The sequence below is a fragment of the Limnohabitans sp. TS-CS-82 genome (genome assembly GCF_002943475.1).
This window is the reverse complement of sequence record NZ_PTQX01000004.1, coordinates 229776-244537: the sequence shown is the minus strand read 5'-3', so window position 1 is coordinate 244537 and position 14762 is coordinate 229776. Positions and strand designations below refer to the sequence as shown.

At 56.1% G+C, this 14762-nt stretch carries 14 protein-coding genes and 2 tRNA genes; 12 read left to right on the top strand and 4 right to left on the bottom strand.

Going from position 1 to position 14762, the window contains the following annotated elements:
• The first annotated feature begins 22 nt into the window (after positions 1-22).
• The 6 genes from C5F52_RS10995 (at position 23) to C5F52_RS10970 (ending at position 7045) form a co-directional block, all read left to right on the top strand.
• The gene (locus C5F52_RS10995) at positions 23-718 is read left to right on the top strand and encodes a pirin family protein (protein ID WP_104798396.1); all 696 of its coding nucleotides are present in this window, start codon (positions 23-25) and stop codon (positions 716-718) included.
• Positions 719-781: 63 nt separating this feature from the next.
• On the top strand, positions 782-1315 hold the full coding sequence (locus C5F52_RS10990) for a flavodoxin family protein (protein ID WP_104798395.1): 534 nt from the start codon (positions 782-784) through the stop codon (positions 1313-1315).
• Positions 1316-1341: 26 nt separating this feature from the next.
• Positions 1342-2040 (top strand): DUF599 domain-containing protein, encoded by a 699-nt coding sequence (locus C5F52_RS10985; RefSeq protein WP_104798394.1) that lies wholly within the window; start codon positions 1342-1344, stop codon positions 2038-2040.
• 71 nt (positions 2041-2111) lie between these two features.
• Positions 2112-5585 carry a DNA polymerase III subunit alpha gene (dnaE, locus tag C5F52_RS10980; RefSeq protein ID WP_104798393.1) on the top strand — a complete coding sequence of 1158 codons (3474 nt, stop codon included), beginning with the start codon at positions 2112-2114 and terminating at the stop codon, positions 5583-5585.
• A 6-nt stretch (positions 5586-5591) separates the two neighbouring features.
• Positions 5592-6155, top strand: coding sequence for a CDP-diacylglycerol--glycerol-3-phosphate 3-phosphatidyltransferase (pgsA, locus tag C5F52_RS10975; protein WP_104798392.1), 564 nt, complete (start codon positions 5592-5594; stop codon positions 6153-6155).
• Positions 6155-7045, top strand: coding sequence for a DMT family transporter (locus C5F52_RS10970; protein ID WP_104798391.1), 891 nt, complete (start codon positions 6155-6157; stop codon positions 7043-7045). The genes pgsA and C5F52_RS10970 overlap by 1 nt, the downstream gene beginning before the upstream one ends.
• Here the strand turns inward: C5F52_RS10970 and C5F52_RS10965 are convergent.
• Positions 7042-7998 (bottom strand): LysR family transcriptional regulator, encoded by a 957-nt coding sequence (locus tag C5F52_RS10965; RefSeq protein ID WP_104798390.1) that lies wholly within the window; start codon positions 7996-7998, stop codon positions 7042-7044. The genes C5F52_RS10970 and C5F52_RS10965 overlap by 4 nt on opposite strands.
• A 64-nt stretch (positions 7999-8062) precedes the next feature.
• On the opposite strand from C5F52_RS10965, the gene C5F52_RS10960 reads away from it, so the two are divergent.
• The 6 genes from C5F52_RS10960 to C5F52_RS10935 all read left to right on the top strand — a co-directional run bounded on the left by C5F52_RS10960 (position 8063) and on the right by C5F52_RS10935 (position 12698).
• A complete protein-coding gene (locus C5F52_RS10960; protein ID WP_104798389.1) occupies positions 8063-8941 on the top strand; it encodes an alpha/beta fold hydrolase in 879 nt (292 codons plus the stop codon).
• A 16-nt stretch (positions 8942-8957) separates the two neighbouring features.
• A complete protein-coding gene (locus C5F52_RS10955) occupies positions 8958-10046 on the top strand; it encodes a tartrate dehydrogenase (RefSeq protein WP_104798388.1) in 1089 nt (362 codons plus the stop codon).
• Positions 10047-10282: 236 nt separating this feature from the next.
• Entirely contained in the window at positions 10283-10555 is a 273-nt protein-coding gene (locus tag C5F52_RS10950; RefSeq protein ID WP_100132812.1) for an HU family DNA-binding protein, read from the top strand.
• Positions 10556-10568: 13 nt separating this feature from the next.
• Positions 10569-10644 (top strand) — tRNA-Val (locus C5F52_RS10945).
• A gap of 69 nt (positions 10645-10713) precedes the next feature.
• Positions 10714-12609: a SurA N-terminal domain-containing protein gene (locus C5F52_RS10940; RefSeq protein ID WP_104798387.1), complete on the top strand. Its 1896-nt coding sequence runs from the start codon at positions 10714-10716 to the stop codon at positions 12607-12609.
• A 13-nt stretch (positions 12610-12622) separates the two neighbouring features.
• Positions 12623-12698 (top strand) — tRNA-His (locus tag C5F52_RS10935).
• A 339-nt stretch (positions 12699-13037) separates the two neighbouring features.
• Here the strand turns inward: C5F52_RS10935 and C5F52_RS10930 are convergent.
• The 3 genes from C5F52_RS10930 to C5F52_RS10920 all read right to left on the bottom strand — a co-directional run bounded on the left by C5F52_RS10930 (position 13038) and on the right by C5F52_RS10920 (position 14755).
• Positions 13038-13265 (bottom strand): hypothetical protein, encoded by a 228-nt coding sequence (locus tag C5F52_RS10930; protein ID WP_146100072.1) that lies wholly within the window; start codon positions 13263-13265, stop codon positions 13038-13040.
• A 348-nt stretch (positions 13266-13613) separates the two neighbouring features.
• On the bottom strand, positions 13614-14054 hold the full coding sequence (locus tag C5F52_RS10925; RefSeq protein ID WP_104798385.1) for a hypothetical protein: 441 nt from the start codon (positions 14052-14054) through the stop codon (positions 13614-13616).
• Positions 14054-14755, bottom strand: coding sequence for a hypothetical protein (locus C5F52_RS10920; protein ID WP_104798384.1), 702 nt, complete (start codon positions 14753-14755; stop codon positions 14054-14056). The genes C5F52_RS10925 and C5F52_RS10920 overlap by 1 nt, the downstream gene beginning before the upstream one ends.
• Positions 14756-14762: the final 7 nt, after the last annotated feature.

Below are 14762 nucleotides of genomic sequence, written 5' to 3'. Positions count from 1 at the left end.
TTCAGGTCAAGGAGAACATCACATGTTGACCATTCGCAAATCTCAAGATCGCGGCTATGCCGACCACGGTTGGCTCAAGTCGTTTCACAGCTTTTCATTCGCCAATTACTACGACCCGCAGTTCATGGGTTGGGGCAATTTGCGCGTCATCAACGAAGACCGCATTGCGGCGGGCGGCGGTTTTGGCACGCATGGGCACCGCGACATGGAAATCATCAGCTACGTGCTCAGTGGCAACTTGGCCCACAAAGACAGCATGGGCAACATCGAGGGCATTCCGCCCGGCGATGTGCAGCGCATGAGTGCGGGCCGCGGTGTGCAGCACAGCGAGTTCAACCACGCGCCCGACGAGACGACGCACTTCTTTCAGATTTGGATCGAGCCCAACGTGCGTGGCATTGCCCCCAGCTACGAGCAAAAAACGGTGCCGCCAGCCTCTAAGCGCGGTGCGTTGAGCCGCATTGCAGGCCCCGAGGACGCTGTGGTGACCATTCATGCCGATGCGTCGCTGTACGCCGGTTTGTTTGATGGCGCTGAGTCTGCGGTGTTGCAGATTGCGCCGCAACGCAAGGGCTATGTGCACCTGATTCGTGGTCGCCTGAACGTGAACGGCGTGGCGTTGTCTGCGGGTGACGCTGCTTTGTTGGACGACGAACCAAGCATGACCTTCGACCACGGCGACGATGCCGAGGTGTTGGTGTTTGACTTGGCGGCTTAAGCGCAGGCTTTTTCTTTTCTTCTCTCATCGTTTGATTTTTTAACCCTCTCACAGGAGTTCTTCATGACTAAAACCGTCGTTGTTTACCACTCAGGCTACGGCCACACCCAACGCGTGGCCCAATTTGTGGCCGAAGGCGCGAAAGCCACCGTCATCGCCATCGATGCAGAAGGCAACATCACCGATGCCGATTGGGAAACTTTGGATGCGGCTGACGCCATCATCTTTGGCTCACCCACTTACATGGGCATGGCCTCTTGGCAGTTCAAGAAGTTCGCCGACGCCACATCAAAGCGTTGGTTCAGCAGCGCTTGGAAAGACAAAGTGGCTGGCGGCTTCACCATCTCGGCCAGCCCCAGCGGCGACAAGCTCTCGACCATCCAGTACTTCATGACCTTGGCCATGCAGCAAGGCATGGTGTGGGTGGGCCAGCCCGCCATGAACGACGGCACCATCAACCGCATTGGCTCTAACTCGGGCGTGATGGCCCAAGTGGGTCCCACCAGTCCAGCCGCTGACATTCCTCAAGGTGACTTGGACACCGCCAAAGCCTACGGCGAGCGCGTGGCTGGCGTGGCTGAGAAATTGCGCGGCTGACCTTTTCTTTGGGTAGCATGTTGACTATGAAAATAGTTCAACTGCTGCCTTGGGCCGATTGGTTCGCACTCGGATTTTTTGTTTTGGTCTGGGTGGCTTACACCTTGTTTGCCAAGCATTGGAGCGATGGTCAACATTCCATTTTGGCGATGACCAACCGTTATCGCCATTTGTGGATGCTGCAAACCACGGCGCGTGACCCGCGCATGTTGGACGGTATCATCACGCAAACTTTGTCGGCTACGCCTGCGTTTTTTTGCTCCACCACGATTTTGATTTTGGGCGGCTTGTTTGCTCTGTTGGGCACCACCGACAAAGCCGCTGAATTGGTGCGTGAGATTCCGTTTGCCGAGCAAACGCCCATGCTGGTGTTTGAGTTCAAGATCTTGGTGCTGGTGGTGATCTTTGTGTATTCGTTCTTTCGCTTCTCGTGGTCGATGCGCCAATACACCTTTGTGGCCTTGCTGATTGGTGCGATGCCGCCGCCGTCGAGTTTTCAAGATGAGGGGGTGGCCAATCGCACGCATTACGCAGACCGTGCAGCGGCGATGACGGGCTTGGCTGCCGAGACGTTCAATGGTGGCTTGCGCGCCTACTATTTTTCGTTTGCCGCGCTGGGGTGGTTTTTTTCACCCATGATGTTTGTCTTGGCCACGATGTTGGTGGCGGGTATTTTGTACACCCGTGAATTTAAGTCTGAAGTGTTGATGCTGCTGCAGGAGTAAACCCGAAATATTCCCTGACTCAGGGGCTTTAAGGCGGCAAGTGCTGGCCTGTCATCTCTACAATCTGGCTCATGTTTGTTCACCTGCGCCTTCACACCGAATTTTCTGTCGTCGATGGAACCAACCGCATCGACGAGGTGGTGAAAGCGGCCGCCGCTGACCAACAGCCTGCGATGGCGATCACCGACATCAACAACATGTACGGTGCCATCAAGTTTTACAAAGAAACGCGTGGCAAGGGCGTCAAGCCGGTGATTGGCGCCGAGATTTATCTCGAAAGCCTGACCCAAGACGCGGCTCAAACCTCACGCATGATTCTTTTGGTGCAAAGCCACCAAGGTTATTTGAACTTGTGCGAATTGATCAGCCGAGGCTGGACGCAAAACGTCATTCGAGCCATCGCCGTCATCAAGTTGGCGTGGCTGCAAGAGTTGTCGCAAGGTTTGATTGCGCTGTCTGGCGCTCAAGCTGGCGCTGTGGGCCAGGCTTTGGTGCAGGGTGACACGACGCGAGCCAGCGAAGTGGCCTTGCAATTGGCCGGTATCTTTCCGCATCGTTTCTACATTGAGTTGCAGCGTGCGGGACGTGCAGACGATGAGGCGCATGTCACGGCGGCTGTGCAATTGGCGGCACGTCTGAACTTACCCGTGGTGGCCACCCATCCGATTCAGTTCACCTTGCCCGACGACTACGAGGCGCATGAAGCCCGAGTTTGTATTGCTGAGGGGGAGATTTTGGGCAACCAGCGCCGTGTGCGGCGTTTCACCCGTGAGCAGTATTTCAAGTCGTCGGCGCAAATGGAGACCTTGTTTGCCGATGTGCCCAGCGCCATTGCCAACACCTTAGAAATTGCCAAACGCTGCAACCTGATTTTGGTGTTGGGCAAGCCGCAGTTGCCCAATTTCCCCATTCCGCCCGTGAACGGCGTGGTCATGTCGGTGGAAGATTACTTCCGCCATGTGTCGCACGAAGGCTTGGAAGCGCGTCTGCAGCATTTGTATCCCAACGAGGCCAAGCGCGACGAAGTGCGCCCACGTTATGTGGACCGCTTGGAGTTTGAGCTGAACACGATTTTGAAGATGGGCTTTCCCGGTTACTTCTTGATCGTGGGTGACTTCATTCAGTGGGCCAAGGCCAATGGCTGCCCTGTAGGCCCAGGCCGTGGCTCGGGTGCAGGCTCGCTGGTGGCGTATGCGCTGAAGATCACCGACCTTGATCCGCTGCAATACAACTTGCTGTTCGAGCGTTTCTTGAACCCAGAGCGGGTCTCGATGCCCGACTTCGACATTGACTTTTGCCAAACCAACCGCGACCGCGTGATTGATTACGTGAAAGACAAATACGGTCGCGCGGCGGTGTCGCAAATTGCCACCTTCGGCACCATGGCGGCGCGTGCCGCGATTGGTGACGTGGGACGTGTGCTCGACATGAGCTACACCTTTTGCAAAGGCATCAGCGGGCTGATTCCCAACAAGCCCGGCCAGCACATCACCATCGCAGGCGCGATTGAGGTGGAGCCCATCTTGGCCGAGCGTTTGGCCAAAGAAGATGAAGTCAAAACCTTGTTGGAGCTGGCGCAAAAGCTCGAAGGCATGACCCGTAACGTGGGCATGCACGCCGGTGGTGTGTTGATTGCCCCAGGCAAGCTGACCGACTTTTGCCCGTTGTACCAACAGCCTGGCAGTGAGTCGGCGGTGAGCCAGTTTGACAAAGACGACGTCGAAGCCGCGGGCCTCGTGAAGTTCGACTTTTTGGGCTTGGCCACGCTGACGATTTTGGAGATCGCGCGCGAGTTCATCATGGCGCGCCACAAAGGCCAAGAGAACTTCGCCTTTGAGAATATCCCTCTGGACGATGCCCCGACTTACCGCTTGTTCCAAGATGGCAAGACCGAAGCCGTGTTCCAGTTTGAAAGTCGCGGCATGCAAGGCATGTTGCGCGATGCCAAGCCCACGCGTTTGGAAGACTTGATCGCGCTGAACGCCTTGTACCGCCCCGGCCCGATGGACCTGATTCCTAGCTTTGTGGCGCGTAAACATGGGCGTGAAACCATTGAGTACCCACACCCCATGGTGGCCGAGATGCTGTCCGAGACCTACGGCATCATGGTGTACCAAGAGCAGGTGATGCAGACTGCGCAGATCTTGGGTGGCTACTCGCTCGGCGGCGCCGACATGCTTCGCCGTGCGATGGGTAAGAAGAAGGCCGAAGAGATGGCCGAGCACCGCGCCATCTTCCGAGAAGGCGCTGCCAAGAACAACATCGAACAAGACAAAGCCGACGAGATCTTTGACTTGATGGAAAAGTTCGCGGGCTACGGCTTTAACAAGTCGCACGCGGCCGCTTACTCGCTGTTGGCCTATCACACGGGTTGGCTGAAGGTGCACTACACGGCCGAGTTCTTCTGCGCCAACATGACGGTGGAGATGGACAACACCGACAAGCTCAAGGTCTTGTACGAAGACGCCCAAAAAATGGGTTTGACCTTTGAGTCACCCGATGTGAACCGTGGTTTTTACCGCTTTGAGCCCATCTCAGACAAGGTCATTCGCTACGGCTTGGGTGCGATCAAAGGCTCGGGCCAACAAGCGATTGAAGCCATCGTGGCCGCACGCGAAGCGGGTGGCCCATTCACCAGTTTGTTTGATTTCTGCCGCCGTGTGGACCGCAGCCGTTTGAACAAGCGCACGGTCGAGGCGCTCATCAAAGCCGGTGCGTTCGACAATTTGCACCTCAACCGCGCCGAGCTGTTGGCCAGCGTGGAGCGTGCCTTTGACTTCGCAGCAGCCAGCGAAGCCAATGCCAACCAAGGTGGTTTGTTCGACATGATGGGTGATGACACCCACGGCTCCAGCACGCAAGAGCCTGAGCTGGTGTCGGTTGTGCCTTGGGGTGTGAAAGAGCGCTTGACCCACGAGAAAGTGGCCTTGGGTTTTTACATTTCTGGCCATTTGTTTGACGAGGTAGAGCGCGAAGTGCGTCGTTTTGCCCGTACCCGCATTGAAGACTTGATGGACTCGCGTGAGCCGCAATTGTTGTCGGGCATCATCAGTGACATGCGGGTCATCAATGGTCAACGTGGCAAGCTGGCCATTTTCAAGCTCGACGACAAGTCGGGTGTGATCGAAGCCACGGCGGACGAAAAAACCATCAACGAATACCGCAACAGCCTCAAAGACGATGAGTTGGTCATCGTGATGGGCAAGGCCCAGCCCGACCGTTTTTCGGGGGGCTTGCGTTTGGTCATCAACCAAGTGTGGGACTTGGGCCAGGCCCGCTGTCGCTTTGGCAAATACCTCAGCGTGACCGTCAATGGCACTGCCCCCGATGTGGCGCGTTTGCTGCGCGACCATCCGGCCAAGGTCGAAACCTCTGAGCAAGGCGAGTTGGTGCGCGGCCTTGGCGTGCGCTTCAAGCTGCTGCGCGAAGGCGCAACGGCCGACCTTCAATTGGGTGAATCATCCAAATTTTTCCCCAGCGATGCCGCTTTGGCCAGCTGGATGGCGCAGGCCCATGAGGGCCAGTCTCAAATCATTTACGAGTAACGTTTTATGTGGACCATCCCAACGCTCATGACCCTGGCCCGCATCGTGGCTATTCCGTTGATCGTGGGGCTGTTTTATTTGCCCATCGAAACCGAGCAGCGCAATCTGTGGGCGACTGTGATGTTTGTGGTGTTTGCTTTGACCGATTGGCTGGATGGCTACTTGGCACGCAAACTGAATCAAACCTCTGCCTTTGGCGCTTTCTTAGACCCCGTGGCCGACAAGTTTTTGGTGTGCGCCAGTTTGCTGGTGTTGGTGCATTTGGGGCGCGCTGATGTGTTGGTGGCGCTGATCATCATTGGCCGTGAAATTGCCATTTCTGCCTTGCGCGAATGGATGGCGCAAATCGGCGCTTCGCGCAGCGTGGCGGTGCATGTGCTGGGCAAACTGAAAACCACCGTGCAAATGGTGGCGATTCCCTTTTTGTTGTTCGACGGCATGCTGTTTGGTGTGATCGACACGGCGCTGTGGGGCTTGGTGCTGATTTGGCTGGCGGGTGTGTTGACGGTTTGGTCGATGGTGTATTACTTGCAAAAAGCCTGGCCTGACATCGTTCGGCACGCCAAATAATGAGCGGCAACACGTCGCACCAAGCATGGCTGCGCGCCATGCCCGTGGTGTTTGTGCTGATTTGGAGCACAGGTTTTATCGTGGCGCGCTACGGCATGCCCAACTCGCCGCCCTTCACGTTTTTGCTGTGGCGCTACGCTTTTTCTATTTTGTGTTTTGTACCTTGGGTGATTTGGGCGCGTGTGCCTTGGCCTGCAGGACGTGCGCAATGGGGGCATTTGGCGCTCACCGGTGTGCTGATGCATGCGGGCTATTTAGGCGGTGTTTGGGCCGCCGTCAAAGTGGGCATGGGCTCGGGTTTGTCGGCGTTGATCGTGGGCTTGCAGCCGGTGTTGACGGCAATTTGGTTGTCGTCGAGCGGTGGCCATGTGTCGCGTCGCCAATGGCAAGGCTTGGCTTTGGGGTTTGTCGGTTTGGCGATGGTGGTGTCCCGAAAGCTAGAAGGCGGCATTGAGGTCACACCTTGGAGTGTGACGATGGCTGTCATGGCCTTGTGCGCGATCACCATTGGCACGCTGTATCAAAAGCGTTTTGTAGCGACTTGCGACGTGCGCAGCGCCAACGCCGTGCAGTTGATGGCGGCTTTTGTGGTCACCTTGCCGATCGCCTGTTTGGAGGCCGAGCCTGTGCGCTGGACCCACGAGATGATGGGTGCTTTGGCGTGGTCCGTGATCGGATTGACCTTGGGCGGTAGTTCGCTGTTGTATGTGTTGATTCAGCGCGGAGCGGCCGCCAGCGTGACCAGCCTCATGTATTTGGTGCCCCCCACCACCGCGGTGATGGCTTGGTTTTTGTTTGGCGAACCCATCACGGTGGTGACGCTGGCAGGCATCGCCGTGACGGCTGTGGGCGTGAGCTTGGTGGTCAGGCCGCCTCGTGTGGCGAGCTAGCTGATTGCGCGCATCGGGCCAGTGGCCTTCCAAGGCTCGTCACGAAAACGCGTCGCTGAAAAGTCTTGCAACAAGCGGATGCGCAGCGGCATCTGTGCGCGGTAGGGGGCGAGCCAGTGAATGTCGGCGTCGTGCATGGCGCAATCTGGCAACACCCGCACCAGCTGACCCGAGGCCAACTGTGGGGCAATGTCCCACAGGCTGCGCAGCATGATGCCTTGGCCTGCCAAGCACCAGTCCCGCACCATTTCGCCTGAGTTGCTGGACAGCGGACCTTGCACGGCGATGTGCAGCGCACGCGCTTGGCCTTCTTGGCTGAGTCGCCAGTGGTCAAAGCGTTGACCTTGTCCCGTTTCCCCACCGTTTTCGCGCACCACCAAGCAGGCGTGCGAGGCCAAGTCTTCTGGGTTTTGAGGCGTGCCATGCGCCGCCAGATACATGGGCGAGGCCACCAAAACGCGTTGGTTGGCCGCGAGTTTGCGTGAAATCCACTCGGCCGCGATGTGCGCGGGCGGGTGCCAGAGCCAAATGGCAGCGTCAAAGCCTTCGTTGGCCAAGTCGGGCAATTGCTCGGAGAGTTGTAAATCCACGCGCACTGCTGGGTAACGCGCCTGAAATTCGGCCAACAGCGGCCCCAGCCAAAGTCGACCAAAACCAAAACTGCAGGCGATGCGAATGGGCCCCGAGGGTTCGCTTTGGCGTTCGCGCAATTCGTCTTCTAAGGCGATAAATCCATTCAGCAGCTCAGTAGCGCGGTCGCACAAAGCGTGGCCTTCGGTGGTGGGGCTGACGCGGCGTGTGGTGCGCTGAAACAGGCGCACACCCAAGTGGCTCTCAAGCGCAGAAAGTCGCTTGGTCACGACAGGTGGTGCCAGTTGCAGGGCGCGCGCCGCTTTGACCAAACTGCCGTGAAGCCTGACGGCCAGCACCAACTCTAAATCTGAACGGTCCAACTGTTGCCTTCGTGGGAATAATCAATTGCTCGATTATTGCTTTTTTGGGCGGTAAGCTTTCGGTATGTTGAATTCATTCCAAACCCTCACCGTAGAACGCGATGGCGTGCAACTGCACAGCCGTGTAGGCGGGGAGGGGCCGCCGCTGTTGTTGTTGCACGGACACCCGCAGAGCATGGCGATGTGGCATCGCGTGGCGCCCGAGCTGGCGAAGACGCGACGTGTGGTGCTGATGGATTTGCGGGGCTACGGTGATTCAGCGCGCCCCCCTGCAGACGCTGAACATGTGAACCACAGCAAACGCGAAATGGCTTTGGATGCGATGGCTGTGATGCAACAGCATGGCTTTGATCGATTCGATGTGTTGGCCCATGACCGTGGTGCGCGTGTGGCCCACCGTTTGGCGGTGGACCACCCGCAGGCGGTGCAGCGCATGATGTTGCTCGACATTGCCCCGACGTTGTCCATGTACGAACACACCAGCGAAGCGTTTGCGCGTGCGTATTGGCATTGGTTCTTTTTGATTCAGCCGTCGCCCTTGCCTGAAGCGTTGCTGGATGCGGGGCCTGCGCAATATGTGCGCCGTGTGATGGGCAGCCGTCATGCGGGCTTGGCCGCTTTTGCCCCTGAGGCTTTGGCCGAGTATGAGCGTTGTGCCGCATTGCCTGGAACGTCAGTCTCCATTTGTGAAGATTACCGAGCCAGTGCCACGATTGATTTAGAACACGACCGTGCCGATGTCGCAGCAGGGCGAAAATTGACCCAACCGTTGCGCGTGTTGTGGGGCGAGCACGGTGCGGTGGCGCGTTGTTTTGATGTGTTGTCACTGTGGCGCGAGCGGGCACTTGACGTGTCTGGGCATGCGTTGCCATGCGGACATTATTTGGCCGAAGAGGCGCCCGATCGGGTGATCGCTGAAGCCCAGACTTTTCTCACTGTTTAATTTAAAGGAGCATTTCATGAGCAAAAAACACCGTATTGCAGTTATCGCCGGAGATGGCATTGGCAAAGAAGTGATGCCTGAAGGCATCCGCGTGATGGACGCCGCGGCACGCAAATTCGGTATTGATTTGCAGTTTGACCACTTTGATTTCTCAAGTTGGGACTACTACGAGAAGCACGGCAAGATGTTGCCCGACGACTGGAAAGACCAAATCGGCGGCCACGATGCCATCTACTTTGGCGCGGTGGGCTGGCCCGAGAAAATTGCAGACCATGTCTCGCTGTGGGGCTCGTTGTTGATGTTCCGTCGCGAGTTTGACCAGTACATCAACTTGCGCCCAGCCCGCTTGATGCCCGGCATCATTGCGCCGGTGGTGCGTCGCGATGGCACGCCACGTCAGCCTGGTGAGATCGACATGTACATCGTGCGTGAAAACACCGAAGGCGAGTACTCCAGCATTGGTGGCCGCATGTACCAAGGCACCGAGCGCGAGATCGTGATGCAAGAGACCGTGATGTCGCGCATTGGCGTGGACCGCGTGTTGAAGTTTGCCTTTGAGTTGGCGCAGACGCGTCCTAAAAAGCATTTGACCAGCGCGACCAAATCAAACGGTATCGCCATCACCATGCCTTATTGGGATGAGCGCGTGGTGGAGATGGCCAAGAACTATCCAGACATCAACGTTGACAAGTTCCACATTGACATCTTGACTGCGCACTTTGTGCAGCGCCCCGACTTCTTTGACGTGGTGGTGGCCAGCAATTTGTTTGGTGACATCTTGAGTGACCTCGGCCCTGCCTGTACCGGCACGATCGGCATTGCACCCAGCGCCAACTTGAACCCTGACCGCAAGTTTCCGTCGTTGTTTGAACCCGTGCACGGTTCGGCGCCAGACATTGCTGGCAAAGGTATTGCGAACCCGATTGGTCAAATTTGGTGTGGCGCCATGATGCTGGAGTTTTTGGGTCACAAAGAGGCGCACGATGCCGTGTTGGCAGCCATCGAAAAAGTGTTGGCTCCGGGCAGTGGCGCGCCCAAAACACCTGATATCGGTGGGAAAGGTAATACTTCTGACGTCGGTCGTGCGATTGCTGAGGTTTTGTGAGTTGTACGTGTCATGCGATACCTACAAAAACGCTTTAAAAACCGACTAGAATCCGCTTCCTAGTTGCTCTGCAGGGATTCGTCAGCTTGACACGCCTGCAGTTAAAAGCTCGAATGCTTTGGGTAACGTAAAAGAAAATGCGGCAGTGTTTAAAGACGAGATCTGATGATCTGACTTATCAGATGAACCTGCTGTGACTACCGATCAACATCACATCTCGATGAGAGGGGATTTTTGTGAATAAGACTGAACTGATTGAGCACATCGCTAAGCATGCAGACATTTCGAAGGCTGCAGCCACACGCTCGCTCGAATCGATCATTGGCGCTGTGAAAACAACCTTGAAAAAGGGTGGTACTGTTTCTTTGGTTGGATTTGGCACATTTGCTGTTGGCAAACGTGCTGCACGCACAGGTCGTAACCCACGTACCGGCGACGCCATCAAAATCAAAGCTGCTAAAGTGCCTAAGTTCCGTCCTGGCAAAGGTCTGAAAGACGCGTTGAATTAATTTTGAATAGGTGGGGCGCTTAGCTCAGTTGGTAGAGCGGCTCCTTTACACGGAGTAGGTCGGCGGTTCGAGACCGTCAGCGCCCACCACCACAAAAGTAAAGGCGAACGCATGTTCGCCTTTTTTATTGATATTAAGAATCACATCGGGTTCATAGCATGTTTGATTTTGTCCGCCAGCACACCAGGATCATGCAGTTTTTACTGTTCCTGTTGATCTTCCCTTCCTTTGTTTTGTTTGGCTTGGAAGGCTACAACCGTTCGCTTGAAAAGGGTGCACCTGTTGCTACCGTGGATGGTGTGGACATTATGCAAGCCGATTGGGACAACGCGCATCGCGTGCAAGTGGACCGCATGCGCAGTTCAATGCCCAACGCGGACATCAAACTCTTTGATACACCCGAAGCCAAATACAGCACCTTGGAGCGCATGGTGCGTGACCGTTTGTTGCAAGTCGCGGCAGACCAATTGCGCTTGGGCGTGAGCGACCAACGCTTGGCTGGTGAGTTGCAACAAAACCCCAACATCGCGGCACTGCGCCGTGCCGATGGGACCTTGGACATTGAGCGCTATCGCCAATTGCTGGGCAGTCAAGGCATGACGCCTGAGATGTTTGAAGCGCAAGTGCGAGCCGATCTGGCCTCGCGTCAAGTGATGTCAGGTGTGGGGGTGACGAGCTTTTCGCCTGCCGCTTTGGCCAACGTGACCTTGAATGCGTTCTATGAGCAACGACAAGTGCAAGTGGCACGCTTTGCGGCTTCTGACTATGCGTCGCAAATCAAACCGACCGATGCCGATTTGCAGGCTTACTACAAGTCCCATGCTGAGCAGTTCCAATCTGTCGAGCGAGCTGATATTGAGTATGTGGTTTTAGACTTGGCATCCGTTCAGAAGAACATCGTGGTGCCTGAAGCTGAACTCAAAAGCTACTACGAACAAAACATGTCGCGCTTGGCAGGCTTAGAAGAGCGCCGTGTTAGCCACATTCTGATCAATGCCGACAAAACTGCACCTGCTGCTGAGCGTGATAAAGCGCGAGCCAAAGCGCAAGAGTTGTTGCTTGCTGTTCAACAGTCGCCAGACAAGTTTGCTGACTTGGCCCGCAAAAACTCGCAAGATACAGGTTCAGCAGCCAAAGGGGGTGACCTTGATTTCTTTGGTCGTGGTGCCATGGTGAAGCCTTTCGAAGATGCTGCTTTTGCCTTGAAAAAAGGTGAAACAAGTGGGATTGTGGAGACCGAGTTTGGTTTTCACATCATGCGTTTGACGGACATCAAACAGCCTAAGCAAAAGAGCTTTGAAGAGCTGCGCGCGAGCTTAGAAGTTGATGTGCGTCGTCAATTGGCGCAACGAAAGTTTGCCGAAGCGGCCGAGCAGTTCACCAACATGGTGTACGAACAGTCTGACAGCCTGAAGCCTGTGGCTGAGCGTTTGAAGCTCGACATCCAGCGTGCGAGCGGATTGGCGCGCGAGGCATTGCCTAATGCAGGCAATGCCGTGTTGGCTAATCCAAAGTTTTTGGCATCTGTTTTTTCGGCTGATTCGATTGAAAAAAAGCGCAACACCGAGGCTGTCGAACTAGGCGCCAACGTGTTGGCTGCTGCACGCATCACACAGCACAGCCCAGCACGCACTTTGCCGCTGGACGAAGTGAAAGCACGCGTGTTGGAACAAGTCAAAGCCATTCAGTCGGCAGAACGTGCGCGCCAAGAGGGCGCTGCAAAATTGACCGAATGGAAAGCTGCACCAGATGCAGCCAAGCTCTCAGCGCCCATTGTGATTTCGCGTGAAGAAAAGCAGCAGCTTGCACCTGCTGTGATTGAGGCCGCGTTGCGTTCTAGCACCCAAACCTTACCTGCTTGGGTCGGCGTGGATCTGGGTACCAGTGGCTACGTCGTCGTGAAGGTTGAGAAGATCGTGCCACGTGATATGGCTAAAAATAGAGCTCGAGAGCGTGATCAATACGCCCAATGGTGGGCATCGGCTGAAGGTTTGGCGTATTACCGCTTACTAAAAGAAAAATTTAAGGCAGAAATCAAAGTAGCTAGGTTATAATTACATCTCTACGGTGGCTGTAGCTCAGTTGGTAGAGTCCAGGATTGTGATTCCTGTTGTCGTGGGTTCGAGCCCCATCAGCCACCCCAATATCCATGCGCCCTAGCGACCTTTTTGGTTTCTAGGGCGTTTCGCTTTTCGGGCCTGCGTAGCCACTGCGTAGCCACTTTTCCAGAGTTTCGCGGGTGTCCACCCTCAGTCTGTGGCCGTATCGGTCGTTGCTGCCTTGGCTGATTGCCTCTTTTTTAAGCAGACCCCCTCCCCATGCTGATTTCGCGGCTTTGCGCACGGAGGGACATTGCGGTCTAGGGTTGCTTGGGTCTCAAGGTTGCAGACCCACCCCCCCTATGTGCCTGCCCCATGAAGAAAGCCCCAAGCGGTGAGGCTTGACGTTTCCTTGACGCTTTGGGTGTGCGTTCGCATTGCCGTCACTCAGTGCCAGCGCCTGCGTCATGCTTGGGCCGTTGAAGGTAGGTCGCATGAAGGCGGTGTAAATCAATCAGCAACCCTAAGTGCTTAGGCACCCAGCTCGGTATTTCAATGCCCTCACGCTTCCAGCGCTGCGGTGTGTTTCGGTGTAAGTCAGTAGCGCGGCAGAAGTCTGCAATCTTCCAGCCGAGCACATCAAGCGCGGCGTCGAATTCGTCAAAAGTCATAGCTTCCCCATGTTGTTGCGTCATGATATTGTAGACAAAACTTCATTTAATGTGCTAAAGCGTGTACGTATCGCACATTAACTATACATATTACCCGTCGTATCTAATGTGCAAAGTGGATAACTTTTTGCACATTTTATGAATTCCACAATAAATTCAACGACTTACAGGGCTGGCGCTCCATGCTCAAAAAATGTGCACACACAGATTTGAATGAAGTGCGAAAGTTATCCACAGGGGCAATGCGGGGCAGCCAATGGCCGTGAATCTGCCCCATGGAAAAAGCCCCAAGCGGTGAGGCTTGGGGCTTCCTTGTTACTTTGTGTGTGCCTTCACGTTTGAGGGCGTCTACGGTCTTTCTACGGGCCTCCCGTGGTCTTTGCACATAGCCCACCAAGTTGCGGGGCTGGCGCTCAGGGTTTGGTCAAGGTGGTGCGTCTCGGTCGTTGCCGTTGTGGGTGTCTCGCATTGCGTGAGTTGCTCGCCCAAGTGCAAAGCAGAAGGCCACACACAGCGCCAGCCGCCACGGTCAGGGCGATACAGCAGCACGGGCAGGCAGTTAGTGCGTCGCGCCTGTTCCTGTGCCTGTGCCCACCAGTCGGACAGCTTGCCAGCGGTGGCGGTGGCGTGTCGTTTGACCTCGATTGACCAATTGGGCACACCCTCCAAGTCGCTATCACCGTCGTGCTGGCGCACACGGCGGCGAACGTCAAAGCCCGTCACCAGTGAAAGCAGGGCGGCGGCTTCCCGTTCGCCACACTTGCCCTTGTTGCGTGAAGCGCCAGCCATTACCCGTGCCCTCGGTTCAAGCGCTCCCACACGGCGGCGGTGGCTTTCACGTCTTTCAAGTTGTAGGTGGCGATGCGGTCGTATTCGCCTGCCAGCCATGCGTCGTACACCTTCGAGCCGTCCAAGTCGCCTTTGCTTGTCTCGATGCCCATACCTTTGCAAAGCGCGTCTAGGCTCACTTTGCCCCCAAAGCCTGCCCACGTCGCCATCGTGCAGCCGTAATCCTTGCCAGCACGGGCGGCGGGTGTTGGCAGTGCGAAGGGCAGTTGCACGTCAAGCAGGGCGCACCGTCTCCACAAAAAGCCCAGGTCAAAAGCGGTGTTGTGGCCGATTAACCAAGGTTCAGCGTCGCGGTAGATTTTGCCGTTCGGTGTGCGAATGGCGGCGCCGTCTGCCCACGACTGCGCGGCCTCGCCAAAGGCTGCGATTAACTCAGCCTCGCTTTGGCCTTGTGCGCGGCAACGCACCCACTCTTGGCCGTCCGGCCCTGTGGCCGCGATGCTAATAATTTCCCCGTGCAATGCGTCAAAACTCTGTTTTCGGTAGGCATCCTCCACGGCGGCGGCGCTTTCGTTCTCCCACCAAGCGGCGATGCTTTCAGGTTTTTTCAGGGTGGCAGGCGGCTTGATGGTGTCCTTCACGGCGGCTTTGGCCTCAGGCTTTTGGCTTGGGATGGTTTCAATGTCGAATGTGATTTGCATGATGTGG